26 protein-coding genes are annotated in these 26,006 nt (G+C 72.0%); 8 read left to right on the top strand and 18 right to left on the bottom strand.

Annotation, left to right across the window (positions count from 1 at the left end; genetic code table 11):
- Positions 1-9 precede the first annotated feature (9 nt).
- Together ACFUNE_RS27570 and ACFUNE_RS27565 are read right to left on the bottom strand one after the other, a co-directional pair.
- Positions 10-1,851, bottom strand: coding sequence for an FAD/NAD(P)-binding protein (locus tag ACFUNE_RS27570; protein ID WP_383573594.1), 1,842 nt, complete (start codon positions 1,849-1,851; stop codon positions 10-12).
- On the bottom strand, positions 1,848-2,714 hold the full coding sequence (locus ACFUNE_RS27565; protein WP_383573591.1) for an amino acid ABC transporter permease: 867 nt from the start codon (positions 2,712-2,714) through the stop codon (positions 1,848-1,850). The genes ACFUNE_RS27570 and ACFUNE_RS27565 overlap by 4 nt, the downstream gene beginning before the upstream one ends.
- Before the next feature lie 451 nt (positions 2,715-3,165).
- Between ACFUNE_RS27565 and ACFUNE_RS27560 the strand changes: the two genes are divergently transcribed.
- The gene (locus tag ACFUNE_RS27560; RefSeq protein WP_383573588.1) at positions 3,166-4,110 is read left to right on the top strand and encodes an ABC transporter substrate-binding protein; all 945 of its coding nucleotides are present in this window, start codon (positions 3,166-3,168) and stop codon (positions 4,108-4,110) included.
- A gap of 21 nt (positions 4,111-4,131) precedes the next feature.
- Here the strand turns inward: ACFUNE_RS27560 and ACFUNE_RS27555 are convergent, their stop codons facing one another.
- Positions 4,132-5,334: a DUF5685 family protein gene (locus ACFUNE_RS27555; RefSeq protein WP_383573585.1), complete on the bottom strand. Its 1,203-nt coding sequence runs from the start codon at positions 5,332-5,334 to the stop codon at positions 4,132-4,134.
- A 309-nt stretch (positions 5,335-5,643) separates the two neighbouring features.
- On the opposite strand from ACFUNE_RS27555, the gene ACFUNE_RS27550 reads away from it, so the two are divergent.
- The gene (locus ACFUNE_RS27550) at positions 5,644-6,084 is read left to right on the top strand and encodes a cell division protein SepF (protein ID WP_383573582.1); all 441 of its coding nucleotides are present in this window, start codon (positions 5,644-5,646) and stop codon (positions 6,082-6,084) included.
- Positions 6,085-6,107: 23 nt separating this feature from the next.
- Here the strand turns inward: ACFUNE_RS27550 and ACFUNE_RS27545 are convergent, their stop codons facing one another.
- Both ACFUNE_RS27545 and ACFUNE_RS27540 read right to left on the bottom strand, forming a co-directional pair.
- Positions 6,108-7,337, bottom strand: coding sequence for an acyl-CoA dehydrogenase family protein (locus ACFUNE_RS27545; protein WP_383573579.1), 1,230 nt, complete (start codon positions 7,335-7,337; stop codon positions 6,108-6,110).
- Positions 7,338-7,426: 89 nt separating this feature from the next.
- Positions 7,427-9,154 carry an MFS transporter gene (locus ACFUNE_RS27540; protein ID WP_383573576.1) on the bottom strand — a complete coding sequence of 576 codons (1,728 nt, stop codon included), beginning with the start codon at positions 9,152-9,154 and terminating at the stop codon, positions 7,427-7,429.
- Between the two features lie 480 nt (positions 9,155-9,634).
- On the opposite strand from ACFUNE_RS27540, the gene ACFUNE_RS27535 reads away from it, so the two are divergent.
- Entirely contained in the window at positions 9,635-10,678 is a 1,044-nt protein-coding gene (locus ACFUNE_RS27535; protein WP_383573572.1) for a phosphatase PAP2 family protein, read from the top strand.
- A 90-nt stretch (positions 10,679-10,768) separates the two neighbouring features.
- On the opposite strand, the gene ACFUNE_RS27530 is transcribed toward ACFUNE_RS27535, so the two are convergent.
- Positions 10,769-10,984, bottom strand: a complete 216-nt coding sequence (locus tag ACFUNE_RS27530; RefSeq protein WP_383573569.1) for an I78 family peptidase inhibitor — start codon at positions 10,982-10,984, stop codon at positions 10,769-10,771.
- Between the two features lie 432 nt (positions 10,985-11,416).
- Positions 11,417-12,697 carry a glycosyltransferase family 4 protein gene (locus tag ACFUNE_RS27525; RefSeq protein WP_383573566.1) on the bottom strand — a complete coding sequence of 427 codons (1,281 nt, stop codon included), beginning with the start codon at positions 12,695-12,697 and terminating at the stop codon, positions 11,417-11,419.
- Between the two features lie 300 nt (positions 12,698-12,997).
- Between ACFUNE_RS27525 and ACFUNE_RS27520 the strand changes: the two genes are divergently transcribed.
- Complete coding sequence (locus tag ACFUNE_RS27520) at positions 12,998-13,780, top strand: hypothetical protein (RefSeq protein ID WP_383573563.1); 783 nt, start codon at positions 12,998-13,000, stop codon at positions 13,778-13,780.
- A gap of 137 nt (positions 13,781-13,917) precedes the next feature.
- Positions 13,918-14,223, top strand: a complete 306-nt coding sequence (locus ACFUNE_RS27515; protein WP_383573560.1) for a hypothetical protein — start codon at positions 13,918-13,920, stop codon at positions 14,221-14,223.
- Positions 14,224-14,286: 63 nt separating this feature from the next.
- Here the strand turns inward: ACFUNE_RS27515 and der are convergent, their stop codons facing one another.
- The 5 genes from der to aroH all read right to left on the bottom strand — a co-directional run bounded on the left by der (position 14,287) and on the right by aroH (position 18,750).
- Entirely contained in the window at positions 14,287-15,756 is a 1,470-nt protein-coding gene (der, locus tag ACFUNE_RS27510) for a ribosome biogenesis GTPase Der (protein WP_383573557.1), read from the bottom strand.
- Between the two features lie 56 nt (positions 15,757-15,812).
- On the bottom strand, positions 15,813-16,481 hold the full coding sequence (locus ACFUNE_RS27505) for a lysophospholipid acyltransferase family protein (protein WP_383573554.1): 669 nt from the start codon (positions 16,479-16,481) through the stop codon (positions 15,813-15,815).
- Positions 16,478-17,194 (bottom strand): (d)CMP kinase, encoded by a 717-nt coding sequence (cmk, locus tag ACFUNE_RS27500; RefSeq protein ID WP_383573551.1) that lies wholly within the window; start codon positions 17,192-17,194, stop codon positions 16,478-16,480. The genes ACFUNE_RS27505 and cmk overlap by 4 nt, the downstream gene beginning before the upstream one ends.
- A 111-nt stretch (positions 17,195-17,305) precedes the next feature.
- A complete protein-coding gene (locus ACFUNE_RS27495; protein WP_383573548.1) occupies positions 17,306-18,391 on the bottom strand; it encodes a prephenate dehydrogenase in 1,086 nt (361 codons plus the stop codon).
- Complete coding sequence (aroH, locus tag ACFUNE_RS27490) at positions 18,388-18,750, bottom strand: chorismate mutase (RefSeq protein WP_383573546.1); 363 nt, start codon at positions 18,748-18,750, stop codon at positions 18,388-18,390. Before aroH ends, ACFUNE_RS27495 begins: the two co-directional genes overlap by 4 nt.
- Positions 18,751-18,969: 219 nt before the next feature.
- Between aroH and ACFUNE_RS27485 the strand changes: the two genes are divergently transcribed.
- Both ACFUNE_RS27485 and ACFUNE_RS27480 read left to right on the top strand, forming a co-directional pair.
- Positions 18,970-19,407, top strand: coding sequence for a Rieske (2Fe-2S) protein (locus tag ACFUNE_RS27485; protein ID WP_383573543.1), 438 nt, complete (start codon positions 18,970-18,972; stop codon positions 19,405-19,407).
- A gap of 10 nt (positions 19,408-19,417) precedes the next feature.
- Positions 19,418-20,110: a DNA polymerase beta superfamily protein gene (locus tag ACFUNE_RS27480; RefSeq protein WP_383573540.1), complete on the top strand. Its 693-nt coding sequence runs from the start codon at positions 19,418-19,420 to the stop codon at positions 20,108-20,110.
- Position 20,111: 1 nt separating this feature from the next.
- Here the strand turns inward: ACFUNE_RS27480 and ACFUNE_RS27475 are convergent, their stop codons facing one another.
- Entirely contained in the window at positions 20,112-21,050 is a 939-nt protein-coding gene (locus ACFUNE_RS27475; protein WP_383573537.1) for a class I SAM-dependent methyltransferase, read from the bottom strand.
- 47 nt (positions 21,051-21,097) lie between these two features.
- Between ACFUNE_RS27475 and ACFUNE_RS27470 the strand changes: the two genes are divergently transcribed.
- The gene (locus ACFUNE_RS27470) at positions 21,098-21,664 is read left to right on the top strand and encodes a helix-turn-helix domain-containing protein (protein ID WP_383573534.1); all 567 of its coding nucleotides are present in this window, start codon (positions 21,098-21,100) and stop codon (positions 21,662-21,664) included.
- Between the two features lie 19 nt (positions 21,665-21,683).
- On the opposite strand, the gene ACFUNE_RS27465 is transcribed toward ACFUNE_RS27470, so the two are convergent.
- Genes ACFUNE_RS27465 through pnuC form a run of 5 tightly spaced genes read right to left on the bottom strand, consistent with a single transcriptional unit; the run spans position 21,684 to position 25,967 of the window.
- Positions 21,684-22,475 (bottom strand): DNA polymerase beta superfamily protein, encoded by a 792-nt coding sequence (locus tag ACFUNE_RS27465; protein WP_383573531.1) that lies wholly within the window; start codon positions 22,473-22,475, stop codon positions 21,684-21,686.
- 3 nt (positions 22,476-22,478) lie between these two features.
- Positions 22,479-23,501 (bottom strand): ADP-ribosylglycohydrolase family protein, encoded by a 1,023-nt coding sequence (locus ACFUNE_RS27460; protein WP_383573528.1) that lies wholly within the window; start codon positions 23,499-23,501, stop codon positions 22,479-22,481.
- Positions 23,498-24,241 (bottom strand): NUDIX domain-containing protein, encoded by a 744-nt coding sequence (locus ACFUNE_RS27455; protein WP_383573525.1) that lies wholly within the window; start codon positions 24,239-24,241, stop codon positions 23,498-23,500. Before ACFUNE_RS27455 ends, ACFUNE_RS27460 begins: the two co-directional genes overlap by 4 nt.
- On the bottom strand, positions 24,238-25,317 hold the full coding sequence (locus ACFUNE_RS27450; RefSeq protein ID WP_383573522.1) for an AAA family ATPase: 1,080 nt from the start codon (positions 25,315-25,317) through the stop codon (positions 24,238-24,240). Before ACFUNE_RS27450 ends, ACFUNE_RS27455 begins: the two co-directional genes overlap by 4 nt.
- Complete coding sequence (gene pnuC / locus ACFUNE_RS27445; RefSeq protein WP_383573519.1) at positions 25,314-25,967, bottom strand: nicotinamide riboside transporter PnuC; 654 nt, start codon at positions 25,965-25,967, stop codon at positions 25,314-25,316. Before pnuC ends, ACFUNE_RS27450 begins: the two co-directional genes overlap by 4 nt.
- Between the last annotated feature and the right edge of the window lie 39 nt (positions 25,968-26,006).

Below are 26,006 nucleotides of genomic sequence, written 5' to 3'. Positions count from 1 at the left end.
GGGACGCACTCAGGCGGTGACGTGGTCCCGACAGGAGAGGTCGCGCAGGAACGCGAGCGCCGTGCGAGCGGTCGCGTCGTTCTGCCCGAAGGCCGGGCCACCGGTGCGCGGCCGGGTGAAGGCCCCGCTGGAGCGCGCGGTGGTGTAGGGGCCGAGTGCGAAGCGGCGCGGGTGGGGGCGTCCTTCGCGGTCCAGGATCCTGCCGTCGGCGGGGTCGACGGAGAGCAGCCCGGTGGCGGTGCCGGCCGCGCCGTCCTCGTACAGCCCGCGCAGCAGCCGGCTGCGCGTCGTGCGCAGCGAGGGGTCGGGCAGCCGGGCCTCGACCAGGGCGCGGGCCTCGGTGGACGCGCCGGGGACGGTGGTGCCGCGGGCACGGAAGACGCCGTGTTCCTCGTCGGCCTCGACGGTCATTCCGGCGCCGAGGAAGCGGACGACCCCGGCCCGCGAGAGGGCGAGCAGCTGGCGCAGCCGGGGCCCGGGCGGCCCGGAGGCGAGGTAGCTGAAGAAGCCGTGCCACCGCTCGCCGATGTCGCCGAAGCGGGTCAACTGCCCGTAGACGGAGAGCAGCCCGAGGAAGACGGCGAGGTCGGGGCTGCGCCGGGGGTCGTGCCGGCGTTCGAGGTCGGCGGTGATGTAGGCGCGCAGCCCGTCCTGCAACGAGTCGTACGAGGCGTGGCGCACCCCGTCGAGCGGACGGTCGAGGGCATCGAGGTCGAGCCGGTCGGCGGGGTCGGGGACGGCGGAGGCGACGAGGGCCGCGAGCTCGGGGCTGCCGGGCGCGGCGACGGCGTACTTCTCCTCGAAGTCGCTCAGGTCCACGGCGGTGCGCTCGGGGTGTGCGGTCAGGAGCCGGTGGTAGTGGGCGTGGCCGAGCTCCTTGGCGACCAGCGGCCAGAGGTCGCGCCGGAAGTCCGGGGGGCCGGGGCGGTCCAGGATCTCGTCCGCCTGGTCGGCTCCGAAGTGCCTTGGCAGGGGCGGTCGTTCACCCTCCCAGGAGTAGCCGATCTTGGAGTGGTACGGGACGCCCCGCCGCGACCCGACATACAGGACGGGTTCCTTGCCGGAGGGGACGTAGACCCCGTCCTCGTAGCGCCCCCCGCGGCCTTCGGTGAGCAGCACCATCAGGTCGATGAAGGCGAGGCCGAAGCCGCGCACGAGGACGGGCTCTCCCGCGGGCAGGGCCGTCAGGTCGGTGTCGGCGGTGAAGTCGGGCGGCAGGTGGACCAGCCCGTGGCGCGCGGCGAAGGCCGCCAGTTCCTGCTGGCCGGCGTCCGGTTCGGCGTCGAGATGGCCGACGGTGAGGACGACGAGGTCGGCGTCGAGCGGCTCGGCGCGCCCCTGGATCCTGACACGCTGCCGGCCGTCACGGGGTCCCGAGACGCTCAGGGCGTGGCCGGTGTGCTCGTGGACGGTGATGCCGGGCGGGAGGGCGGCGAGCGTCCTCTCGTACACCCAGCGCAGGTAGGCGCTCTGCAGTCGCCGGCTGGGGAAGTCCTGGCCTCCGAGGGCGTGGACCTCCGCCAGGATCTCGGGGTCGGTCCGGATGACGGTCCGCCCTTCACGGACGTCCGCCGCCCAGGTGTGGAGGGCGGGGCCCGGGCGGACCGGGCCGTCCAGCGGGACCGTGTCGTCGGTGAACATGGTGACGTCCTCGGCCATGGAGTTCATCCACAGCAGCGGGGACTGGTCCTGCCGCCAGATCCGTCCGCCGCCCGGCGGGTACGGGTCGACGAGGTGGATGTCCAGGGGCCGGTCCCCGTACAGCTCGGCGGCGTTGGCGGCTATGCGCTCGATGACGCCGGTGCCGCGCGGTCCGGCCCCGATGACGACGAGCGTCGGTCCGGCGCTCACCGCGCGCCCGCCGTGCCGCGTGCGTAGTGGCGTTCGACGTAGTACTGGCCGATGGACAGGAGCGAGGTGACCGCCACGTACCAGAGGGTGGCGACCAGGAGCAGCGGGATGACCTCGTAGGTGCGGTGGTAGACGAGCTGCACGGAGTACAGCAGGTCCTGCACGGCGATGATGCTGACGATCGAGGTGCCCTTGAGCGTCCCGATCAGCATGTTCCCGGCGGGCGGGACGATGGAGCGCATGGCCTGCGGCAGCACGATCCGCCGGAGCCGGCGCCAGGGCCGGAGGCCGAGCGACTGGGCGGCCTCCAGCTGTCCGCGTTCGACGGAGAGGATGCCGCCGCGGACCACCTCGGCGGCGTACGCGGCCTCGTGGAGCGTGAGTCCGATGACGGCGACGGTGACCGGGCCGAGGAGGTTGACCGTGTCGACGCCCAGGATCTGCGGGTAGAGGGCGCCGATGTTGAACCAGAAGAGCAGCTGGACCAGGATCGGTGTGGACCTGAAGAGCCAGATGTAGCCCCAGCTCACCGCCTGCAGCACACGGTTGGCGGAGAGCCTGCACACCGCGAGCAGGGTGCCGAGGGCGAAGCCGAGCACCATGACGAGGCCGGTGAGCCAGAGGGTGAGGCCGAGGCCCCTCAGCACGGAGTCGGTCGTGAGGTACCGGCCCACGACGTCCCACTGGAAGGCATCGTTGCGGACGACGGAGACGAGGGCGCCGGCGAGGAGGAGGAGAACGACAACTGCCGCTGCCCACTGGCCGGTTCGGCGTACGGGGACGATGCGCGGGGCGGGCTCCCCCGTATGTCCGCCCGGCGGGGCCGGAAGTGGCGGGGAAGGGACTTCTGTCTGCGCGGACATGCGAAGGCTCCGTGGATGCAGAGATCGAACACGGGGCGTGCCTTCAGCGCGTGACACAACGTGGACCGGGCCCCTCAGCGCCGGTCCGCCTCTGAGAAAAGCGCCACCCCGGTCCCGTTGTCAAGCTTGTCCACAGTGTGAGCCGTACGTCTCACGTCGGTTGACGCGCAACCGGATGCCTGTTCCACTTGGGCCATGTATCCGCAGCTGTGGCTGGTCACCCGCTCCCACATCGACTTCGGTCGCGTGTGGTCCTGTTCCTGTTGAGCTGACCCCCCTGCGTCTCCGTTCCTCCCGCTCGCGCCTTCGCCGGCGCCGGAGCGGCTTCCCCTGCGTTCCTTCACGTACACAACATCGCTCGGCCCTCCCCTCGTACAGCTGATCTCCCGCCCCGACGCTCCGTGCCGCCCAGGCACCGGGGCGCGGTCGACGAACCCGGAGAAACTCCGCCATGCCCAGAACCCGGCAGACCGCTGCCTTCGCACTGATCACCGTGGCCGCCCTCACGCTCACCGCCTGCGGATCGGGTGACCCCGCGGCCGCGCCGTCGGGGGCGGGGGCGGGATCAGCGGGCAAGGGGAAGACCCCGACGACCGACGTGGTCTCGTCGGTGAGGAAGAGCGACGGCGCGGCGAAGCTGCTGCCGGAGCAGGTGCGCGCCGCCGGCACCCTTTCCCTCGCGTCGAGCGTGGGCGCTCCGCCCGGGGCGTTCTACCAGGAGGACGGCAGGACACTCGCGGGCGCCGACATCGACTTCGCGGACGCGGTCGCCAGGAAGCTCGGGCTGAAGCTGAAGCGGGAGGTCGCCTCCTTCGAGGCGATCCTGCCGGCACTCGGCAGCGGCAAGTACGACCTGGGCACCGGCAACTTCGGGGTGACGGACGAACGCAGGAAGACCATCGACTTCGTCACGTACATCAACGACGGGCAGGGCTTCGCCGTCCGGGAGGACAGCGGCCTGAAGAAGGTCACCGATCTCACGCAGCTCTGCGGCCTCACCGTCGGCACCGGCGCCGGCACCACCTTCGAGGCGACCCTCGAGGAGAACAAGCACCTGTGCGCCGACGCCGGCAAGAAGGCGTACGAGGTCAAGACGTACGCCGACCAGGCCGCCGTCTGGATCTCCCTCCAGCAGGGCCGCAGCGACGTCCTGATGTCCACGATCAACGGGCTGCGCTACGCCGTGAGCCAGCAGGAGGGACTGCGCTTCCTCAACGAGTACAAGCGGCTCGACGTCGGCTTCGCCTTCAAGAAGGGCACCCCGCTGGCACCGGCCTTCCAGGCCGCGGTCAACGGCCTGAAGGAGGACGGGACCTACGACCGCATCCTGAAGAAGTGGGGCACGTCCGAGTCGGCGATCGAGACGTCGCAGATCTCGCCGCCCGAGATCGGCTGAGTCCGCACGGCCGGCGCCCGGTCAGCAGTCGCACCCGCAGTCGCAGCCTTCGCAGCAGCTGCAGCAGTTGCCGCAGCAGTTGCAGCCCTCGCAGCAGCCCTCGCACCATTCGTCGCAGTCGCACTTGTGGCAGAGCCCTTCGCGCTCCTGGCCGCTCCACGGGTCGTGGAAGCTGCTGGAGCAGCACATCTGGCAGGTGCATGCGAGCCCCGCCCAGACGAGGCAGCCGGCCAGCAGACCGCGCCTGTTGCGGGGCGGCTCGGGCGGGAGCGGCGGGCCGGGCGGACCGCCGGGCGTCGGCGCGTACGGGTTGCCGGGCGCCGGGCCGAAGGACCCCGACGGCTGCCCGCCGTGCTGGTGCGCGCACGACGACGGTCCGAAGGCCCGGTCCACGGAGCGCCGCAGCTCGTGCACGAGGAGCACGTGCGCCAGCGTGCCGTCGGTGAATTCCGCGTCCCGCATCGCCAGGCGCACGCCGTGCAGCGCGTCGTCGCACAGGCGGCGGGCCTCGGCGAGCGGGGTGCCGGTCGCGGTGAGCGGGTTCCAGGCACCCGACGCCGCGTCAGCTTCCCGGTCCTCGACGGCATCCAGCAGATGGGCGAGCCGCCCGAAGAGCCTCCCCGCCTCGGCGAGCGGCTCGGTGTTGCCCGGCTTGCCCGCGAGGACGGCGGTGTGCGCGAAGGCAGCGGCGGTGGCGGTCTCGGTGGGCTCGGTGACCGTCAGCAGCGAGGTCCCCGGTCCGGCGAGCGACTCGATGGCTGTCTGCCGGTCGACGGCGTCGACCAGGACCGCGGTGTCGAAGCCGAGCTCGGCCCCGGTGCGCGCTCCGGCCCTGTCCCAGCCGGCGGCGACCCGGCGCGCCGCGGCGGCCACCGGCCGCCTCTTCAACAGGCCGTCACGGTCGGCCACATGGTCGCGCACCTTCGCGGACGCCAGCACGAGCGACACCGCGGCGGCCAGCCTGGCCCCCTCGCCCCGGGCGACCGGCGCCGTACGCATCGAGCGCAGCGGGCAGGGGCCGGCGGTACGTCGCTGCCCGGCGGAGCGCTCGGACTGAGCCTCCGTCAGGACCGAGACGATCAGGCCGTCATAGTTCGTCACGACCCGCGCGAACTGCCCGTGGTCCGCGCGAAGAGCGAGGCAGAGCCCGCAGAGATGAGCCATCCACTCCGTCTTGAGCCCTTCGGAGAGCCGATGGGTACAGGGCCTCACGATTCCGAACACGACGATCCCCCGGGAGCCGTTCACCTGACGAGCCGCGCATGTGCGACAGCGCGGCGTGCATCCTATCGAGCGATGCGTTCACCCGTACGCCCCCGGAGTCACCCATACGGACGGGAGAATCATATTTTCGTTCCGCAAGCCCCGTGATGCGGTAGGTACCCTGACGAATCGCCACATGTTCTGCACCAGTAGCGTCACGAATCGCGTGCGCGGCGACTATCCCCTTGGCGCTCCATCCGCATCATGGACGACCATAGGGATAGGAAAGAGATGCGGAACACCAACGAACCGCGGTGAGAGGAGGCGTCCATGGGATCGGTGCGCAAGGCGAGCGCCTGGCTGGGCCTCGTGGAGGACAACGACGAGCGGTACTACGACGACGAGTACTCCGAGGATGCTGAGACCGGCACGAATCAGCCTTGGGTGACCGACCCCCGGGTCCAGGTGGCCTCCGAGAAGGCCGAGGACAAGGGCCGCCGGATCGCCACTGTCACCCCGGACAGCTTCCGGGACGCACGCGGCATCGGAGAGCTCTTCCGGGACGGCGTGCCGGTGATCGTCAACCTCACCGCCATGGACCCCACCGACGCCAAGCGCGTCGTGGACTTCGCCGCGGGACTGACCTTCGGGCTGCGGGGCTCCATCGAGCGCGTGGCCACCAGAGTGTTCCTGCTGACCCCCGCCCACACCCAGGTGGTGAACGGCGAAGCCGCCGGCCGGCCGGCCGACGGCTTCTTCAACCAGAGCTGAGCGGGGCGCTCGCCGGAACCGGCCTACCGGAACGCGTCCAGGCCGGTGAGCGCCTTGCCCAGCACGAGCTGATGCATCTCCACGGTGCCCTCGTAGGTGAGCACCGACTCCAGATTCGTGGCGTGCCGCATCACCGGGTACTCCAGCGAGATCCCGTTGGCTCCCAGGATCGTGCGCGAGGTGCGGCAGATCTCGATCGCCTCCCGTACGTTGTTGAGCTTGCCGAAGCTGACCTGCTCCGGGCGGATCCTGCCCGCGTCCATCCGGCGGCCCAGATGGTGGGCGAGCAGGATGCCCTTGTGGAGTTCGAGGGCCATGTCCGCGAGCTTGGCCTGGGTGAGCTGGAACCCGCCGATCGGCCTGCCGAACTGCTCGCGGGACTTCGCGTAGTCCAGCGCGGACTCGAAGCTCGACCGCGCGGCGCCCATCGCTCCCCAGACGATGCCGTACCGGGCATGACTGAGGCAGCTGAGCGGGCCCCGCAGCCCGGTGGCGCCGGGCAGGACCGCGTCGGCGGGCAGCCGCACGCCGTCCATGACCAGCTCACTGGTGACCGAGGCGCGCAGCGACCACTTGTGCCTGATCTCGGGTGCGGAGAAGCCGGGGCTGTCGGTCGGCACGACGAAGCCGCGGATCCCCGAGCCGCCGCCCGACCCGTCGGTCTGCGCCCAGACGACGGCGACCCCGGCGACCGATCCGTTGGTGATCCACATCTTGCGGCCGGAGAGGACCCAGTCGTCCCCGTCCCGCCGGGCGTACGTCCGCATCCCCGCGGGGTCAGAGCCGTGGTCCGGCTCGGTGAGGCCGAAGCAGCCGATGATCTCGCCGGCCGCCATCCCGGGCAGCCACCGCTGCTTCTGCTCCTCGGACCCGAAGCGGTGGATGGCGTACATGGCGAGGGAGCCCTGGACGGAGACCAGTGAACGGATGCCGGAATCGGCCGCCTCCAGCTCCAGGCAGGCCAGGCCGTACTGGACGGCGCTCGCCCCGGCGCAGCCGTACCCCTGGAGGGACATGCCCAGCGCCCCGAGCGAGCCCAGCTCACGGGCCAGCTCGCGGATGCCGGGGAGCTCGCCGTTCTCGTACCACTCGGCGATGTGCGGGAGGACCCGGTCGGCGGCCCAGCTCCGCACGGTGTCGCGGATGGCGAGGTCCTCCGGATCGAGGAGGTCGTCGATGCCGAGGGGATCGCCCGGATCGAACGGCGGGGTCCTGGACGGTTCGGACGGCTTCGCGGACTCGGTGGTGGACATCGGTGCCTCCGGCGGCTCGCACGGTACAGAAACGCGCCACGGTACTAAAACTAGCAGTGGTAGTTACGGCGCCGTGCCGACGTTACGGCTCAGCGCGCGGCCCGTCCAGAGCCGGTGGCCTCCGCGGGTTCACGCCGGGCGGGCAGCGGGACCCGGCGGCCGGGAGCATCCGGCGGACCGGGCCGGTGGCGGGAGGAGGCGGATCCGGCCGGGTCGGGCCCGGTGCCCTGCTCCGGCACGGCGGCCGTCTGCTCACGACAGGCACTCTTGACCGGAGGACAGTCCATGACGCCCGGGAGGCGCAGCGCGGCCAGCGCCCCGAGCAGCAGCAGGCCCGCGCTGACCAGCAGGGTGATGTGCAGACCGTCGACGAAGGCGTGCCGGGCCGTGTTCCGCAGCAGGTCGCCCATGGGGCCGCCCAGCCGCCCGGCCACCTGATAGGCCTCCCCGAGGGAATGCGACGCGGCCGATCCGGCGGCGGTGGGCACACCCTCCTCGTGGAGCCGGGAGAGCCCGGGCGCGTAGGCCGCGTTCATGACGCTGCCGAGCAGCGCGATCCCCATGCCCGCGCCCAGCTGGTACGAGGTCTCCCCGATCGCCGCGGCGCCTCCCGCCCGCTCGGCGGGGACCTCGCTCAGCATCGACTCGTACGCCCCGAACAGCGTGGACTGCAGGCCGAAGCCCAGCAGCACGAAACCGGCGGTGAGCAGCGCCGGCCGGTCGTGCTGGCCCATCAGGGTCAGCAGCAGCACCGAGGCGGCGGTGAGCACGAAGCCCCAGGCGACCATCCGGCGGGGACCGACACGGCTCAGGGTGTAGGAACCGGTGGCGCCGGCCGCCATCGCGGCGAAGGTCAGCGGAAGCAGGCGCAGACCGGTCTCCAGCGGGCTCAGGTCCAGGACCAGCTGGAGGTACTGGACCGCGATCAGCTCCAGGCCGACGAGGGCGAGCATGGCCAGCACGATGCAGCCGACGGCGGTGGTGAAGGCGGGCCGCGAGAACATCGCGATGTCGATCAGCGGATGGGTACGGCGCTTCTGCCTGCGCACGAAGAGGGCCAGCAGGGCGGCCCCCACGAGCAGCGGCACGAGGGTGGCGGGGTTCAGCAGCCCCTCTCCCCCGCCGATCCGCTTGATCCCGAGGACGACGCCGAGCACACCGGCCGCGGCCATCAGCGCGCCGAGAACGTCCCAGGGACCGTCGGCCCCGCCGCGGGACTCGGGCAGCAGCCAGCGTCCGAGCGGGAGGATCAGCGCCATGAGGGGGATATTGACCAGGAAGACCGAGCCCCACCAGTAGTGCTCGACGAGGAAGCCGCCGATGACCGGCCCGGCGGCGGCCCCGACCGCGGCGACCGCGGTCCAGATGCCGACGGCCAGGGCCCGCTCGCGGCGGTCGGGGAAGACCTGGCGGAGTATCGACAGGGTGGCCGGCATGATCATCGCGCCGCCGACGCCGAGCAGCGCGCGTGCCGCGATCAGCACACCGGGGGTGCCGGCCGTCGCGGCGAGCGCGGAGGCGGCCCCGAAGAGCGCGTAGCCGAAGAGGAGGACGCGCCGTCTGCCGATCCGGTCACCGAGCGTGCCGAAGAGGATCAGGAGCGACGCACAGACCAGTGGATAGGCGTCCACGATCCAGAGCAGGCCGACGGCACTGGGCCGCAGGTCCTCGGTGACGGCGGGAACGGCGACGTGCAGCACCGTCGCGTCGAGCGCGACGAGCAGCAGACTGAGACAGAGGACGACCAGGACGACCCAGCGGTTGGCACCGCCGGCTGCCGCGCGCAGCCTGCTCACGGCCGTGGACGTCCCAGTCATGTACGCACCTCCCACAATGAGTCCCTCGCGCTCGGCAGACCTGCTGGGGATCCGGCTCACGGCATCCCCCGGGCCCGGCATCGACGGGCGAGTGAGCCGTCAGCGTACGCGAGTTCCAGGTGGTCACGCGTGGTGCAGCTCATACGTTCACCGGCCACCAGGTGTGGCGTACACCACTTCACTCCCTGTACACGGGGTAACGCCCGGACCGCCACGCCGGGGGCGCGACGCCCTCCGCCCCACCGGCCGGAGGCTCCCCCGAATGGCCCCGCGCTCAAGCGCAGCGGTCGCGCCGCGCCCAATTCATCGACGCTCAAACATTCCTGCGAATAAGGGTCGGAACGAATAGGCGACGGCCCGAAACCATTCCTCGGGACCGCGGTAATGGATACCTGTCTGAGACAAAGTCCACATCACATCGTCATCACAAAGACGCGAGATCGGCAGGATCACAGACTCACTCGCTGTAACGTCCATTGCGTGCGTACCGACATCTTTGCCCGTCTGGACCGGGAGCCGGAACCGCCGAAGATAGAGACCCCGCGGATGAGCCGTCACCGCATCGCTCTCTTCGGCGGGACTTTGGCGTTCTATCTCGCCATCGTCGTCGCCGTGCTGGTCTCGTCCTGGCTGGTGGCCCTCGACTGGAAGGTCATGCTGTTCCGGCCCTACCAGCAGTGGCCCGGACTCCACGCCTTCCTCGACTACTACGTCGTGCTCGGCCAGCGCGGCCCCACGGCCGTGATGGTCGCCTCCTGGCTCGGCTGGCGCTCCTGGCGCCAGCACACGCTGCGGCCCCTGCTCACGCTGGGCACCTCACTGCTGCTGCTCAATGTGACGGTGGGCGCGGTCAAGCTCGGCCTGGGGCGGCTCGGCCCGCACTACGCCACCGAGATCGGCTCGGCCGAGCTCTTCGCCGGCGGCGATATATTTCCTTCGGGACACACCGCCAACGCCGTGGTGACCTGGGGAATCCTTGCCTACCTGGCCACCACGCCACGCGCCAGGCGCTACCTGTCGGCCGTCTCGGCGTTCGTCTCCCTGGGCGTGGGGCTCACCACCGTCTACATCGGCACCCACTGGCTCAGCGACGTCGTGCTGGGCTGGGCGGCCGGTCTGCTGATCCTGCTGGCCCTGCCCTGGTTCGAGCCGCTGATCACGCGCACCGAGGTCTGGATCCTCTCGGTGCGCGAGCAGTGGCGGGCACGGCGCCGGGCCCGGGGCTCCGTCCCGGCCGCGCCGGTGGCACCCGAGCCGGTCCTGCTGCCGCAGGCACTGTGCGGCGGGGTGGCCGCCGAAGGCGTCCAGGAGGCCGCGAGCACGGGACAGGCACCCGAGACGGGGAGCATCGCGGGTCATCCCGGTACCGCCGGCCGGGCCAGGGCGCACGCCGCCCACCCCGTGCGTTCGGAGAGGACACCGCTCACCCCGGCCGGCTCACGCCGTCCGCCGCACGCGGACCGCTCCCCCCGGAGCAGCGCGGGTCCGTCCCGCCCGGTGGCGGGCGGCCCGGTCGCCCCTTGACCGACCTGCGGCGACGGTGCGCGCACCGTCGCCGCAGACGGCGAAGGCCCCGACTCCGGTCGGGGCCTTCGTCATGTCCGGGAGGGGGCGTCAGCCGACCCAGCAGCGGGTCACGGTCGAGGCGTCCACCTCGAAGTTGATGCGTCCGCCGCGGAACTCCATGGTGATGACGGTGCCGGGCGGGAGGGCCCGGACCGTGCTCCAGCCGCGCGATCTGGCCTGCCGTTCGGCGGCCGCGGCATCGAGGCCGACGTAGGAGTCGGGGGTGTCGTCCGGCTGGGCGGGAGGGGTCGGTACAGGTGCCATACCTCTCACCGTAGGCCGCCCCGCGCTGCGGCGGAAGCCGTGGGTCCACAGGTCACCACGCAGCCCTCCGTACCCCGCCGGTCACGGCCGTGTCACAGGATCACCACACGTGTTCACGCCGGACCACTTCACCCGAACGGGCAGTCGGGCGGGACGGAACATAATGGGACCGCCCCGAGTGAAAAGCCTCTCCGGACCCGCCCGTACAGGAATGCCGCGGGGATCCTCTCCGTCGGCGTTCCCTTTTCTCCGCGTTCGATGAAAGGGAAATATACGGGACCGCAACCTGGAATTCACTCGCGCTTATGCGCGCCTTACTTTCCCGTGCCCCGCCCGGGGGCGCCCCCGGCCGGCGCGCCCCCGGACACCACCCCATCCGGAATGAATCGGTCCGGGAAGCGGCGCCCGGACGACGGGTCCGGGCGCCACCGGTCAGGACCGCCCTCCGCGGATCACCTCCGCCGCCTTGTAACGCAGCGCATACGCCCCGTCCAGCACACTGCCCCTGGAGCGGTGGACAGCACTGCGCAGCACACCCTGCGATCGCCCCCTCCCGCCCCGGCCCGCGAGCTCGGCGAAGAGCTTCTCGTGCCTCTCCGCGATCGGCTCCGGGTCGAACCGCGCGGCGGAGATCCTCGCGGCACGGCCCATCCGGTACCGCAGGGCGTCGTCGTCGATCAGGCCGAGCAGGGCCCCGGCGAAGGCGTCCGTGTCCCCGAGCGGCACCAGCCGCCCGTCCTTTCCGTCGTCGATGATCTCGGCGGGCCCGTGGGGGCAGTCGGTCGCCACGACCGGCACTCCGCAGCGCATCGCCTCCACGATGGTCATGCCGAACGACTCGCGCTCGGAGGTGACGGCCGCGATGGAGCTCCTGGGCCACTCCTCCTCCATCGGGTCGACCGAACCCATGAGGAACACCCGCTCCCGGAGTCCGAGCTCGTCGATGAGCCCGCGCAGGGCCTGCTGCTCGTTGCCGGACGCGTCACCGGCGCCGTAGATCCGCAGCCGCCATTCCGGGCGGACCGCCGCGATCCCGGCGAAGGCCCGGACCAGCACGTCGTAGCGCTTGACGCGGTGCAGCCGGCCGGCCGCGACGATCCACTTGGCGTCGCAGTCGGCGGGCCGGCCGGCCGGCTCGGGCACGCTGTTGGGGATGGCCTCGATCCGTACGCCGGGCAGCCGCAGCCTGGTGCGGTAGTCGTGGGCATCGGCCGTGGTGACGGTCGTGACGGCGTCGAGCAGCCGGTACCGGTGGCTGATCTCCCGGCGCAGCCGGTAGCCGTGGCTCTCGAGAGTGAGGTGTTCCTGGCCGACCCGCACCGGGCCCCGCCGCGTCTGCCTGCTGATGTGGACGTTGAGTCCAGGACGTGTGCCGACGACGACATCGGCCTCCAGCCCCCCCAGATGCGCCGCTATACGTCTGTCGGTGAGCCTGCTGTACTGCCCGTGCCTGGTGTCGCCGCGCGGGAACACCGATGCCGGCATCCCGTGTTCGGCGGTCTCCCCCTCGTACTCGGCGCTCGACCTGCGCAGGTCGACGAGGTACTTCATCCGCACACCGGCGGGTGCGCCGAGCTTCGGGTCGTCGCGGTGCCGGAAGACGGAGACGATCTCGACGTCGTGCTGCTCCGCCAGAGTCCTGGCGAGCGTGAAGGTGGTACGGATCGTTCCCCCGATGCCGTACGCGTTGTGGAGCAGAAATGAAATGTGCATTACGTAGTCGTTTCCCCTGGTCGACTGGTCTGCAACGGACCTTACGTGCCGTCAGGAGGCGGCACAGCATTCGCACAGGAGTCGCACAGACCCGTGACATTTCGAACGGTCGCGCATGCTGCGGAGGCCTTTGCGCGGAACATTTGACTCCGGATCACGTGCGCGATCTTCCGGCTCCCCGGCCCGCCGACTCCGGTGCGTAATCTCCCGATTCACGCGTGACCCCGGCCCCGGGTCTTCCGTTGTCTCTTCATGAGCCGGGAACCGCCCGGCCCACGCACCGAGTTCGAGGAGCCACCCGTGCCGCGCATGCTCGACGTCAGCGAGGACGTACGCGCCGAGATCGGCGATGCCGAAGCCGAACGGCTGCTCGTCGGCGACAGTGCCCCAGGCAGTTACGACTGCACCTCGTGCCGCACTCCCGGCGACTCCGACCAGGAGCGCACCAGCACGGTGCTCTTCGTGGGCGAGGAGACCGCCGTGCTCGCCTTCGCCCACGCGAGCTGCATCCCCTCGCAGGTCGTCCAGGTCGCGGAGGACCAGCTCCAGGGGGCCGTGCGGTCCATCACCGGCAGCGAGCCACAGAATCCGGAGGGCCTCATGCCCGAACAGGCCGTCCTCGGCATCACCAGCGGTCTCGTCCTGATCGAGGACGACCTCCGCCCGGCCCTGGTCGTCGAACCGACGGGGCCGATCGCCCGGCCCGGCACCGACGGCAGCGGCGGCGACCAGTTCCTCCAGTTGCTGCTGGAGCAGGGCTTCCTGCCCACGCCGCATCTGAACCGTCTCCCGGGCGCCCTCCCCGGCTGGTCCGTCCTCCTCGCCATGGGCCAGCTGCACGCCGTGCTGCAGCCCGGCGCCGGCGGCGGCAGCCCGGTCGCCTGGTGGCAGGCCCACCAGCCGCTCCAGGTCACCGAGGGCTGGCGGACGGCCGCGAACAAGTCGCAGAGCGTGCTGGTCTTCGCCGCACCGGCGGGCTCCATCGGCCAGCAGCCGCGCGAGGACCTCCTCCGCGACGCGCTGGACAAGGCCGCGGTCAACGGGCTCCTGGTCGCCGCGACGATGCCGCTGGCCGGGACCTGAGCATGTTCCCGCCGCCCTCCGATGCCCGCCGAACAGCGATTTCTCCGTCCGGCCCGCATCCGACGGGCGGTGAGGTCGTTGGCACCTACGTGCACTCATACGACCCTCCTCGCCATCAGCAGACCCCGATTCCGGCCATGCGCCCGTCGCAGGACCCCTCGGCCGGGAAGTCCCCCACCCCGATCTACGACGCCCTGTACTCCGAGTACAGGCGATCGTTCCGGGCGCTTCCGGGGGACCGCACGGGTGAGGAGAATCTCGGCTTCAGAACGTTCGGCATCGGGATGTTCGGCAGCCGTGCACCGCTGAGCGGCCGTACGGCGGCGAACGCCCAGGGAAGCCACAGCTCGGGCGCCGCGAACCCCGGTTCCTGGCAGCGGGTCGGACGGCACGCCGGGCGCGCACGGCCCGCGGCGCTGCCGCCCGGGTCCACGGACGCCTGACGCCACGAAGAAGCCCCGGACCCCCGCCGAGCGGGGGGTCCGGGGCTTCTTCGTGGCGCTACCTCACTTCTTGCGGCCGCGCTTCTCACGCACCCGCACCGAGATGTGCAGCGGCGTGCCCTCGAAGCCGAACTCCTCGCGCAGACGGCGTTCGACGAAGCGGCGGTAGCCGTGCTCCAGGAACCCGGACGCGAAGAGCACGAACCGCGGCGGCTTGACGCCCGCCTGGGTGCCGAAGAGGATGCGGGGCTGCTTGCCGCCGCGCACCGGGTGCGGGTGGGAGGCGACGATCTCACCGAGGAAGGCGTTCAGCCTGCCGGTGGGGACCCGGGTCTCCCAGCCCTCGATCGCGGTCTCGATCGCCGGGACGAGCTTCTCCATGTGCCGGCCGGTGAGGGCCGAGACGTTGACCCGGGGGGCCCAGGCGACCTGCGCGAGCTCGGTCTCGATCTCGCGTTCCAGGTAGTAGCGACGCTCCTCGTCGAGGGTGTCCCACTTGTTGATGGCGAGCACGATCGCGCGGCCCGCCTCCACCGCCATCGTGACGATCCGCTGGTCCTGGACGCTGATGGACTCGCTGGAGTCGATCAGGATGACGGCGACCTCGGCCTTCTCCACGGCGGCCGCGGTGCGCAGCGAGGCGTAGTAGTCCGCGCCCTCCTGGAGGTGGACCTTGCGGCGGATGCCGGCCGTGTCGATGAACTTCCAGGTGACACCGCCGAGCTGGATCAGCTCGTCGACCGGGTCGCGGGTGGTGCCGGCCAGCTCGTTGACGACGACCCGGTCCTCATTGGCGACCTTGTTCAGGAGCGAGGACTTGCCGACGTTCGGGCGGCCGATGAGCGCGATGCGGCGCGGGCCGCCGAGGGCGGTGCCGAACGTCTGGGCCGGCGCCTCGGGCAGCGCGTCCAGCACGGCGTCGAGCATGTCGCCGGTGCCGCGGCCGTGCAGCGAGGAGACCGGGTGGGGCTGGCCGAGACCGAGCGACCAGAGCGCGGTCGCGTCCGCCTCACCGCTCTGTCCGTCGACCTTGTTGGCGCACAGGACGACGGGCTTCTTGGCCTTGCGCAGCAGCCTGACGACGGCCTCGTCGGTGTCGGTCGCGCCGACCGTCGCGTCGACGACGAAGACGACCGCGTCGGCCGTCGAGATCGCGTACTCGGCCTGGGCGGCGACGGAGGCGTCCAGGCCCAGGACGTCCTGCTCCCAGCCGCCGGTGTCGACGAGCCTGAAGCGGCGGCCCGCCCATTCGGCCTCGTAGTTCACCCGGTCACGGGTGACGCCCGGCTTGTCCTGCACGACGGCCTCGCGGCGGCCGAGGATGCGGTTCACCAGGGTCGATTTGCCGACATTGGGGCGGCCGACGACGGCGAGGACGGGAAGGGGTCCGTGACCGGCCTCACCGATCGCGCCCTCGACGTCCTCCGGGGCGAACCCCTCCTGCGCGGCGAGCTCCATGAACTCCGCGTACTCGGCATCGCCAAGTGCTCCGTGCTCGTGGTCCGAGCCGCCGGAGTGAATCTGGTCGTTCATGAAGTCCGTTCCTCTTTGCATCATCATCGATGGGCCACGATGGCGCGGCCCACTACTCAAGTCTTAACAGGGCGCCCGGTGAGGCGCCTGGCGTTTTCCAGGTGCGCGGTCAGCGCGGCCTGGATCCGCAGCGTCGCCTCGTCCAGCGCCTTCCTGGTGCGCCGCCCGCTGCCGTCACCGGCCTGGAAGGCGTCACCGAAGACGACGTCGACCCGGCTGCGCAGCGGAGGCAGTGCCCGTACCAGCCGTCCACGGCGCTCCGTGCTCCCCAGGACCGCGACGGGGACGATGGGCGCCCCACCGCGCACCGCGAAGTACGCGAGCCCCGCGCGCAGGGAGGCGAAGTCGCCTTCGCCCCTGGTGCCCTCCGGGAAGATCCCGAGGACGCCGCCGTCGTCCAGCACGCCGAGTGCCTGCGTGATGGCGGTGCGGTCGACGGTCGTACGGTCCACCTTCAGCTGCCCGATCCCACGCAGGAACGGGTCGAGGGGGCCGACGAACGCCTCCTTCTTGATCAGGAAGTGGACGGGCCGGGGCGCGGTGCCCATCAGCATCGGTCCGTCGAGATTGTGCGCGTGGTTCACCGCGAGTATGACGGGTCCCGCGGTGGGGACCCGCCACGCGCCGAGCACGCGGGGCCTGAACAGCCCGTACATGAGCCCGATGCCGATCCCGCGCCCGACGGCCGCCCCGCGCAGCGTCGGCGCGGCAGTGGCTCCGGTCACTTCGCGGCCTGCTTCTCCCCGACGAGGGTGACGACGCACTCGATGACCTGCGTGAGGGTCAGGTCGGTGGTGTCCACCTCGACGGCGTCGCCGGCCTTGGCCAGCGGCGAGGTCTTGCGGCCGGAGTCCGCGGCGTCCCGCTTGACCAGCGCCTCCTGGGTGGCGGCGAGGTCCGAGCCCTTGAGCTCGCCGCTGCGGCGGGCGGCGCGCGCCGCGGCGGAGGCGGTCAGGAAGATCTTGATGTCGGCGTCGGGCAGCACGGTGGTGCCGATGTCACGGCCCTCGACGACGATGCCCCGCTCGGCCTCGGCGGCGATGGTGCGCTGCAGTTCGGTGATCAGGGCGCGCACCTCGGGCACGGCACTGACGGCGCTGACCTTGGAGGTGACCTCCTGGGTGCGGATCGGCCCCGAGGCGTCCTCGCCGTCGACGGTGATCGTCGGGGCGGACGGGTCCGTCCCGGAGACGATGAACGGCTTGGCGGCGGCCATGGCGATCTCGGCCGCGTCGTCCACGTCGATGCCGTTGTTCAGCATCCACCACGTGATCGCCCGGTACTGGGCGCCCGTGTCCAGGTAGCTCAGGCCGAGCTGGGCGGCGACGGCCTTGGATGTGCTCGACTTGCCGGTGCCGGAGGGGCCGTCGATGGCGACGATCACTGCGGCCGGGGCGGTCCGGGCGGCGGCGCTTACGGTTTCCACGGTGGTGGACACCTTCCTGGTACGCGGGGGTGGGCGGAGCGGGACAGGGCGGACCGGGGCGGCCTCCCCACAAGGTTACCGAGTGCGCGGAGCGCGTTTGTACCCCTGTCTCCGGGACGGTCCTCAGGGCCGGATCGACCAGCCGCGCTCGCTGAGGGCCGTACTCAGCGCGGGTGCGGCGCTCGGCTCGACCATCAGCTGGACCAGTCCGGCCTGCTGGCCGGTGGCGTGCTCGATGCGGACGTCCTCGATGTTGACGCCGGCCTTCCCCGCGTCGGCGAAGATCGCGGCCAGTTCGCCCGGCCGGTCACTGATGAGCACGGCGACGATCTCGTACGACGCCGGGGCGGCCCCGTGCTTGCCGGGGACCCTGACCCGGCCGGCGTTGCCGCGGCGCAGGACGTCCTCGATGCCTTCGGTGCCCGTGCGGCGCTCGTCCTCGTCGGCGGACTGCAGACCGCGCAGCGCCCGGACCGTCTCGTCCAGGTCGGTGGCGACGCCCGCCAGTACGTCGGCCACCGGGCCGGGGTTGGCGGAGAGGATCTCCACCCACATCCGGGGGTCGGAGGCCGCGATGCGGGTGACGTCCCTGATCCCCTGGCCGCACAGCCGTACGGCGGTCTCGTCGGCCTCCTCCAGCCGGGCGGCGACCATCGAGGAGATCAGCTGCGGGGTGTGGGAGACCAGGGCGACGGCACGGTCGTGGGCGTCGGCGTCCATGACGACCGGGACGGCCCGGCAGAGCGCGACCAGTTCCAGGGCGAGGTTGAGGACCTCGGTGTCGGTGTCCCCGGTCGGTGTGAGGACCCAGGGGCGGCCCTCGAAGAGGTCGGCGGTGGCCGCGAGGGGCCCGGAGCGCTCCTTGCCCGCCATGGGGTGCGTGCCGATGTACGGCGTGAGGTCGGCGCCGAGCGCCTCCAGCTCGCGGCGCGGGCCGCCCTTGACGCTCGCGACGTCCAGGTAGGCGCGGGCGATCCCGTCCCGCATGGCCGTGGCGAGCACGGAGGCGGTGTGGGCGGGGGGTACGGCGACGATCGCCAGGTCGACGGTGCCCTCGGGCGCCTCGTCCGTACCGGCGCCGAGCGCGGCGGCGGTACGGGCCGATGACGCGTCGCGGTCGGCCAGGTACACCTGGATGCCGCGCCCCGCGAGGGCGAGGGCCGCGGAGGTGCCGACCAGGCCGGTTCCGATGACGAGGGCTGTTCTCACTGGGCGATGTCCTTGCGGAGGGCGCCGGTGGCGCCGAGGTAGACGTGGCTGATCTCGGCCTTGGAGAGATACGTCTCCACGTGGGCGAGTATGCGGACGACACGGGGCATGGCCCCGTCGATGTCCAGTTCCTGGGCGCAGATCAGCGGTACGTCGACGATGCCGAGGCCCCGGGCGGCGGCCGCCGGGAAATCGCTGTGCAGGTCGGGGGTGGCGGTGAACCACACGCTGATCAGGTCGTCGGAGACGATCTGGTTGCGCTCCAGGACCGCGGTGAGGAGTTCACTCACCCGCTCGTCCATGTGACCGGCTTCGTCCCGCTCCAGCTGGACGGCTCCACGGACTGCTCGTACCGCCACGTCGTACCCCTCGTCGCCTCGTTCTGTGTGCCCTTTCAGCCTAGAGGGGCGGCGGACGGGCCGGTCACCGCGCTCTGTCCGTGAGACGCGGCGGGAGGGGCGCCGCTCCGCGGCCCACCCGGTCGGGCGCATCTCCCGCCGGGTTGCGGGGCACGGACGCCGGGCGGGGTGACGATGCCTGTCATCGGCCCCTGCATCGATCACCCTGCGAGGAGAAGCATGAACGCACGGCGAAGGACGGTCCTGACCGCGGGAGCGGCGGCACTGGCGACCGGCTGCGGCTCGTCCGGCGACGGGGACGGCGGCGAGGAGAGCTCCCCGGCCGCCTCCGGGGAGGCGAGTTCCCCGGCAGCCTCCGGGGGCGCCGAGCTGACGACGACCTCCGAGATCCCGGCCGGGGGCGGCACGATCTTCAAGGACCGCAGAATCGTGGTCACCCAGCCGGTCGCCGGGGAGTTCAAGGCCTTCTCCGCGGTGTGCACCCACGCGGGCTGCATCGTCTCGTCGGTCGCCGACGGCACCATCGACTGCGCCTGCCACGGCAGCCGGTTCAGCATCAAGGACGGGGCCGTCGAGCAGGGCCCGGCGACGCGCGCCCTGCCGGCCGAACGGATCACCGTCGAGGGCGACAGCATCCGGCTCGGGCAGGGCGCGTAACCTCGCGCGCATGATCACCCCCGATGGCACGCGGCTCGTGCGGGAGCACACCGTCTACGCGTGTGTGATGGGCTCTCGCGCGTTCGGGCTGGCCACCGATGACAGCGACACCGACCGGCGCGGGGTGTTCCTCGCGCCGACCCCGTTGTTCTGGGGCCTCACGAAGCCGCCGACCCATGTCGAGGGGCCCGCCGACGAGCAGTTCTCCTGGGAGCTGGAGCGCTTCTGCGAACTGGCTCTGCGGGCCAATCCCAATGTGCTGGAGTGCCTGCACTCCCCGCTCGTCGAGCGGATCGACGCCACGGGCGAGGAGCTCCTCGGGCTGCGCGATGCCTTCCTGTCCCGGCACGCCCACGGGACGTTCGTGCGCTACGCGCTGGGCCAGCGCCGGAAGCTGGAGGCCGATGTCCGCGTGCACGGCGCTCCGCGCTGGAAGCACGCCATGCACCTGTTGCGGCTGCTGGCGTCCTGCCGGGACCTGCTCCGGACGGGCGAGCTGCGGATCGGGGTGGGGGACGCGCGCGAGGACCTGCTGGCGGTGAAGCGGGGCGAGGTCCCGTGGACCGAGGTGGCACGCCGGATGGCGCGCCTGGCCGACGAGAACGACGAGGCGGCCTCCCGCTCCCCGCTCCCGCCGGAGCCGGACCGCGAGCGCGTGGAGGCGTTCCTGGTCAGGGCCCGGCGGGCGTCGGCGTGCGGGTAGCTCAGGCGGTGTCCGCCGGGCGACGGGCCACCCAGAGCTCACGGGTGGACCGTACGACCAGGTCCTCGCGGTGGCGCACGTCGCCCGGGCCGCCGTCGAGCAGGGCGGAGAGGGCGTCGAGGTCCGCGGGGTCGGCCCGGCCTTCGAGGGCGCCGCGGATGCGGCCGAGCACGAGGTGGGCGTAGTCGCCGACCTGGGCCGGCAGCGGGGGCCGCAGCTCCAGCGGCTCCGTGTGCTCGTGCTCGACGGCGAGTCCCGCCGCGGCCAGCAGGGTGCCCCAGTCGGCGCCCAGGTGCGGCACCTGCTCGGCGTCGACCGCGCCGAGTGCCTCGCGGCAGCGCGCCTCCAGGCCGGGGCGGTCCGCGACGGCGGCCTCGGGGAGGAAGTACGGCATCCCGTCCATCTCGGCGACGGCGGCCAGTCCGCCGGGGCGCAGCGCGGCACGGACCCCGGCGAGGGCGGCGGCGGGGTCGTCCACGTGGTGCAGGGAGGCCGAGGCCCAGACGAGGTCGGCGTCGGTGATGCCGGCGAGTCCGGTGCCGGCGTCCGTCTCCAGGGTCTGCACCCGGTCGCCCAGGCCCTTCGCCCGGGCCCGCTCGACGAGCAGGGCGAGCATTTCGGGGGAGCTGTCGACGGCGGTCACCCGGGCGCCGGGGAAGCGTTCCAGCAGGGCGAACGTGCCGGTCCCGGTGCCCGCCCCGAGGTCGACGACGTGCGAGACGCCGCCACCGGCGAGCTCGGCGATCCGGCTGGTCACTGCGGTGAGGTACGGGGCGAAGATCTCGGCGTCGAGGTCGAGCACGGCGACGAGGAGGGCGTCGTCCTGCCCTGTGTGCGCGTGCCCGTGCCCGCCTCCGTGACCGTGGTGGTCGCCGTGGCCGTGGTGGTGGGCGGGACTGTGCGGCTCGGGGGTGCGGTCGTGGGAAGCGGAGCGTGTCATGGAACCGAGCCTACGAAGGTTTGCGCACAGCGCATACTCTCTTGCTCATGACGCAAGAAGGCAGTGATCTCGACGGCCTCGTACGCAAACGGATCCGGGCTCTGCGGGCCGCGCACGGCTGGTCGCTCGACGACCTCGCCGCCCGCTGCCACCTCAGCTCCTCCACGCTCAGCCGGATCGAGACGGGTCACCGCAGGATCGCGCTCGACCAGCTCACCGTGATCGCCCGGGCCCTCGGCACCTCGCTCGACCAGCTCGTCGAGTCCGCCCCGGAGGACGTGATCGTGAACCCCGTCCTCCATCCCGCGCGGGGCCTCACCCAGTGGGCGCTGCGCGGTGAGCCCGGCGTCACCGTGGCCCGGATGCGGCTGACCGACCCACCGCCGGAAGGCCCTTCCGCGCTGAAGGCGCACCCCGGCCGGGAGTGGTTCACGGTGCTGTCGGGGACGGTCGTGCTGCTGCTGGGGGAACGGCGGCTGCGGATGGAGGAGGGCCAGGCGGCCGAGTTCACCACGATGCTCCCGCACGCGCTGGGCGCCGTCGGCGGCCCGGCGGAGGTCCTCGGCATCTTCGACCGCGAGGGCCGCCGCTCCCACCTGCGCGAACGCGAGTGAGAGGGCGGCCGCCGGACCGTCAGGAGGTGACGCCCTCCCCCAGTCGCGCGCGGACGACGAGGGCGTGCAGCGCGTCGAACCCCGAGGGTGCCTCCGCGAGCCCCGACCGGGCCTGCGCCTCGTCGAGGACGGCATGGAGCGCCTCGACGTCACGCGCGGCCGAAGGGGTGTCCACCGACGACGCCGGTCCGTGTTCGGCACCGGCCTTCGCCTCGATCAGCGCGGGCAGGTAGGACGGCCCGGCCACCTCGTCCAACAGAGTCGGCAGATGGGCCACCAGCCTGCCGCTGCGCATCAGATGGATGCCGGTGAGCAGCGCGCGGAAGGTGTAGAGGAGCGGCTTGAGCTCGCCGGTCCTCTCGAACAGCCGCCACTGCGTGCCGGCGAACCCCCGGTAGTGGTGTGCGTGGTTGCGGGTCACCACCGCCGGGGCGAGCGCCGCGAGTTCCGCGTGGAGCGCCGTGGTGTGCACCACCAGTGGTGACAGCAGCTGCTCCAGCACGTAGCCGTTGGGTTTCAGCATGAGCCGGACGAACTTGCGGAGGTCGTGGGTGACGAGGTCCATCTCGGTCCCGTCGTGGTCCCACATCCGTGAGCGCGTCTCCTCCGGCTCCCTGAGGCCGACGAGATCCTCCGCGGGCAGGACGTGGACCCCCCGCAGGTCCACGTCCGAGTCCCGCGAGGGGAAGCCGTACAGATGGGCGCCCGAGACCGTGGCGAACAGGAGCGGGCAGGGCTCCTCGGCGAGCATCGGGGTGAGGTCGGTGTCCGGCAGTCCGGCCCGGCGCAGGAGCGCCGTGTCGCTGTGCATGGATCAGGCGTCCCAGAGCGCGGCGAGCGACAGCAGGTCACTGCGGTACTCGATGCGTTCCGACCACTCCTTGGGCCAGGCCCCCGCCCCCAGGTGCGCTCCCGCCAGCGCGCCCGTGAGGCAGCCCAGGGAGTCGGAGTCGCCCCGTGTGCAGGCGGCCCGGCGCAGGGCGGTGACGGGTTCCTCGGGGAAGAGCAGGAAGCAGTGCAGGGCCGTCGCGAGCGCCTCCTCGGCGATCCAGCCGTCGCCGGTGGCCTCGCACGGGTCCGTCTCGGGGGACGGGGCCCGCAGGGCGTCCTGGACCCGGGCGAGTGCGGTGAGGCACTCGTCCCAGCCGCGCCGGATGTACGCCTCGGGCGAGGCGTCGCCCGCGTACCGCCAGAGGTCGCCGAGCCAGCGCGCCGGGTAGCGGCTGCCGTTCTCGTAGGCGTAGCTGCGCAACTGGCCGACCAGGCCCATCGGTTCGGCTCCCTGCGCCAGCAGGAACACCGCTCGCGCCATCAGGTCGGAGGCCGCCAGCGCGGTGGGGTGACCGTGGGTCAGTGCGGCCTGGAGCTGGGCGGCACCGGAGCGCTGCTCCTCGCTGAGCCCCGGCACGAGCCCGACGGGCGCGACCCGCATGTTGGCGCCGCAGCCCTTGGAGCCGGTCTGGCTGGCCTCCTGCCAGGGCCTCCCGTCCTCCAGCATGCGGCAGGCGGTCATGCAGGTGCGGCCGGGCGCGCGGTTGTTGTCCGGGGAGCGGGACCAGCGGACGAACTCCTCGCGGACCGGGCCCGCCAGACGCTCCGGGGTGAGCAGGCCCCGGTCCATGGCGGTGCGGATGCCGCGGCCCAGGGCGAGCGTCATCTGGGTGTCGTCGGTGACGAACGCGGGCTTCGGCAGCCGCATCTGGCGCCAGGGCCCGCACTTGGCGAGGATCGCGGGGACGTTGTTGAACTCGGTGGGGAAGCCCAGCGCGTCGCCGAGCGCGAGCCCGGTCAGCGCGCCCGTGGCCGCCTGCTTGGTGAGAATCCTTGTCGGGATCATGATGTCCGTCCTTCAGGGCGTCCTTCCGGGCGCAGCAGTGGAGGGTGCAGGGAAGTCGCGGCACCCGCCCGGTAGAGGGCGGCGGGCTTTCCGCGTCCGCCGGTGCGGCGCGGCGGTCCGTCGACGGCCTGGACGAAGCCGGGCGTGGTGAGGACCTTGCGCCGGAAGTTGGGCCGGTCGAGCTCGACGCCCCAGACGGTCTCGTAGACCTGCTGGAGCTCGCCGAGGGTGAATCGGGCGGGGCAGAAGGCGGTGGCCAGACAGGAGTATTCGAGCCGGGCCCCGATCCTGTCGTGCGCGTCGGCCAGGATGCGGTCGTGGTCGAAGGCGAGCGGTCCGGTGCCGCCCGCGTCCCACCACTGCGCGCGGGCCGCGTCCCCGCCGCCCCGGGGCTCCGGAAGGTCGGGCACGAGCGCCGCGTAGGCGACGGAGACGACACGCATCCTGGGATCCCGGTCCGGGTCCGTGTAGGTGCGCAGCTGTTCGAGGTGGAAGCCGCACACGGACTTCTGGGTGAGACCCGTCTCCTCGGCCAGCTCGCGGCGGGCGGCCTCCTCGGCGGACTCCCGGGGCAGGACGAATCCGCCGGGCAACGCCCATCGCCCCTTGTAGGGGGCCTGGCCGCGTTCCACCAGCAGCACATGGAGCCGTGCTTCGCGGACGGTGAAGACGGCGAGGTCGACGGTGACGGCGAAGGGGGCGAAGGCGTGGGGGTCGTACCCCTCGGGGGCGGTGCTCATCGGTTCTCCGGCAGGGGTGCGGTGAAGTGCCAGCCGTCGGCGAGGAGCCGGTCCACGGCGGCCACCGCCGCGTCGAGGCGCTCGCTGTGGGAGCCGGTGACTTCCGTGAACGCCCTTCCGGTGCGCGCGAGTTCGGCGCGGAAGCGGTCCGTCATCCAGGGCCGCAGCTCCTCGCCGTCGCGCAGTCCGTCGTCCTCGAAGGCGACGCCCTCGTGGTCGGTGAGCAGCCAGAGGTGGTGGGTGACCCGGTCGGCGGTCTTCTCCACGAGCGGGTTGCGTCCCCCGATGTAGCGTTCGTGCCAGACCGTGGTGGCGAAGGAGTCGGTGTCGCAGAAGAGCACCGGGGATCCCACCCGCGCCGCGGCCTCCTCCCTGGCGTTCTGGGTCTCGGCGATGAGGGGGAAGTCGTCGGTGGTGAAGGTGACGTCCTCCCACTGGGCGCCCGGCCACCGCTCGCGCAGGGCGGCGAGTTTCGCCTCGCTGAACTCCCGCCCGTACTCGGCGACGTAACGGGTCTGCGCCCAGACGCCGCCGCGCCTGCGGTAGCGGTCGGCCAGGGCGCGGGCCAGGGTCGTGGTGCCGGTGGACTCGGCGCCGAGGACGACGATCCGGCGGGCGAGCGCGGCGCGGACGGGCGGCTCCAGGTAGTCCCAGCAGCGGGCGGGGTCGGCGCGGACCTCGGTGCCCGATACGGGGAACAGGGTGCGGCCGGGGTCGACGAGGACGGACTCCGCGCCGAAGCGGCGGGCCAGTTCCTCGCCGTACGTCTCCGAGGTGAAGACGGCGTCGACCCGCTCGGGCACGGCGGCGGTGAACACCTTCATGTGCGCGTCCCAGACGGCCGCGTCGGCGAGGTCCATGTGGGTGTCGTCGACCGCGCCCACCACCCGGACGTCGGGGTGCGCCTCCCGCATCCAGGCGACCCGGTCGGCGAGCGGGACGGATTCGACGGACGCGGCGCAGACCAGGACGGTGAGGCGCTCACAGCGGTCCCGCGCGGTGCGGACGAGGTGGTGGTGGCCGGCGTGCGGCGGATAGAACTTGCCGAGGACGAGCCCGTGCCCGTGGCGCTTCATGCCGGCACCACCGCACCCTCGCGCCGGTACACGGCGAGGTCCCTGTTCCAGCTGCGCAGCCCGAAGAGGCAGAGCGCGAGGAAACCGGCGTACAGCAGGGAGGTCAGGTAGAGCTCCTTGTACGCGTAGAGCGGGATGTACACCACGTCGGCGGCGATCCACAGCCACCAGGACTCGACGCGCTTGCGGCACTGTCCGTACGTCGCCATGAGCGAGAGCGAGGTGGTGAGGGCGTCCCAGAACGGCACGGTCGAATCCGTGGCCCGGGACAGCAGCAGCGTGAGACCGAGGGTTCCGGCCGCCCCCGCCGCGAGCAGCCAGGCCCATTCGGCGCGGGAGGTGCTCCGCACCGGCAGGACCGTCGCACCTGGTCCACCCCCGTGGGTCCAGGTCCACCAGCCGTACGCGGCGAGGGAGATGAAGACGATCTGCAGGCCGGCGTCGGCGTACAGACCGGACTGGGCGAACAGCAGGATGAAGAACAGGTTGTTGGCGATGCCGATCGGCCAGTTGGCGAGATGCTGGCGGGCCACGAGCCAGACGCAGAGCGCACCGCTGCCGAAACCCAGCACCTCGGTCCAGCTGACCGGAGTGTCCAGGACCGTCACCAGGGGCTGTTGCAGGGGATCGAGTATGTCCGCGAGCGTCACGCCGCCTCCTCTTTAATAGTCACTCTGACTATAAAGAAG

It is taken from the genome of Streptomyces sp. NPDC057287, assembly GCF_042667905.1.
In the GTDB taxonomy this organism is placed as follows: domain Bacteria; phylum Actinomycetota; class Actinomycetes; order Streptomycetales; family Streptomycetaceae; genus Streptomyces.
This window is presented reverse-complemented; position numbering and strand designations above follow the sequence as displayed.

Coding starts and splice junctions, on each gene's coding strand:
- ACFUNE_RS27465 (WP_383573531.1), bottom strand. CDS start 22,475: ATGCACAGCGACACGGCGCTCCTGCGCCGGGCCGGACTGCCGGACACC.
- der (WP_383573557.1), bottom strand. CDS start 15,756: ATGAACGACCAGATTCACTCCGGCGGCTCGGACCACGAGCACGGAGCA.
- ACFUNE_RS27560 (WP_383573588.1), top strand. CDS start 3,166: ATGCCCAGAACCCGGCAGACCGCTGCCTTCGCACTGATCACCGTGGCC.
- ACFUNE_RS27550 (WP_383573582.1), top strand. CDS start 5,644: ATGGGATCGGTGCGCAAGGCGAGCGCCTGGCTGGGCCTCGTGGAGGAC.
- ACFUNE_RS27480 (WP_383573540.1), top strand. CDS start 19,418: ATGATCACCCCCGATGGCACGCGGCTCGTGCGGGAGCACACCGTCTAC.
- ACFUNE_RS27485 (WP_383573543.1), top strand. CDS start 18,970: ATGAACGCACGGCGAAGGACGGTCCTGACCGCGGGAGCGGCGGCACTG.
- ACFUNE_RS27455 (WP_383573525.1), bottom strand. CDS start 24,241: ATGAGCACCGCCCCCGAGGGGTACGACCCCCACGCCTTCGCCCCCTTC.
- ACFUNE_RS27525 (WP_383573566.1), bottom strand. CDS start 12,697: ATGCACATTTCATTTCTGCTCCACAACGCGTACGGCATCGGGGGAACG.
- ACFUNE_RS27515 (WP_383573560.1), top strand. CDS start 13,918: ATGCGCCCGTCGCAGGACCCCTCGGCCGGGAAGTCCCCCACCCCGATC.
- ACFUNE_RS27565 (WP_383573591.1), bottom strand. CDS start 2,714: ATGTCCGCGCAGACAGAAGTCCCTTCCCCGCCACTTCCGGCCCCGCCG.
- ACFUNE_RS27545 (WP_383573579.1), bottom strand. CDS start 7,337: ATGTCCACCACCGAGTCCGCGAAGCCGTCCGAACCGTCCAGGACCCCG.
- ACFUNE_RS27475 (WP_383573537.1), bottom strand. CDS start 21,050: ATGACACGCTCCGCTTCCCACGACCGCACCCCCGAGCCGCACAGTCCC.
- ACFUNE_RS27460 (WP_383573528.1), bottom strand. CDS start 23,501: ATGATCCCGACAAGGATTCTCACCAAGCAGGCGGCCACGGGCGCGCTG.
- ACFUNE_RS27530 (WP_383573569.1), bottom strand. CDS start 10,984: ATGGCACCTGTACCGACCCCTCCCGCCCAGCCGGACGACACCCCCGAC.
- ACFUNE_RS27470 (WP_383573534.1), top strand. CDS start 21,098: ATGACGCAAGAAGGCAGTGATCTCGACGGCCTCGTACGCAAACGGATC.
- ACFUNE_RS27450 (WP_383573522.1), bottom strand. CDS start 25,317: ATGAAGCGCCACGGGCACGGGCTCGTCCTCGGCAAGTTCTATCCGCCG.
- ACFUNE_RS27540 (WP_383573576.1), bottom strand. CDS start 9,154: ATGACTGGGACGTCCACGGCCGTGAGCAGGCTGCGCGCGGCAGCCGGC.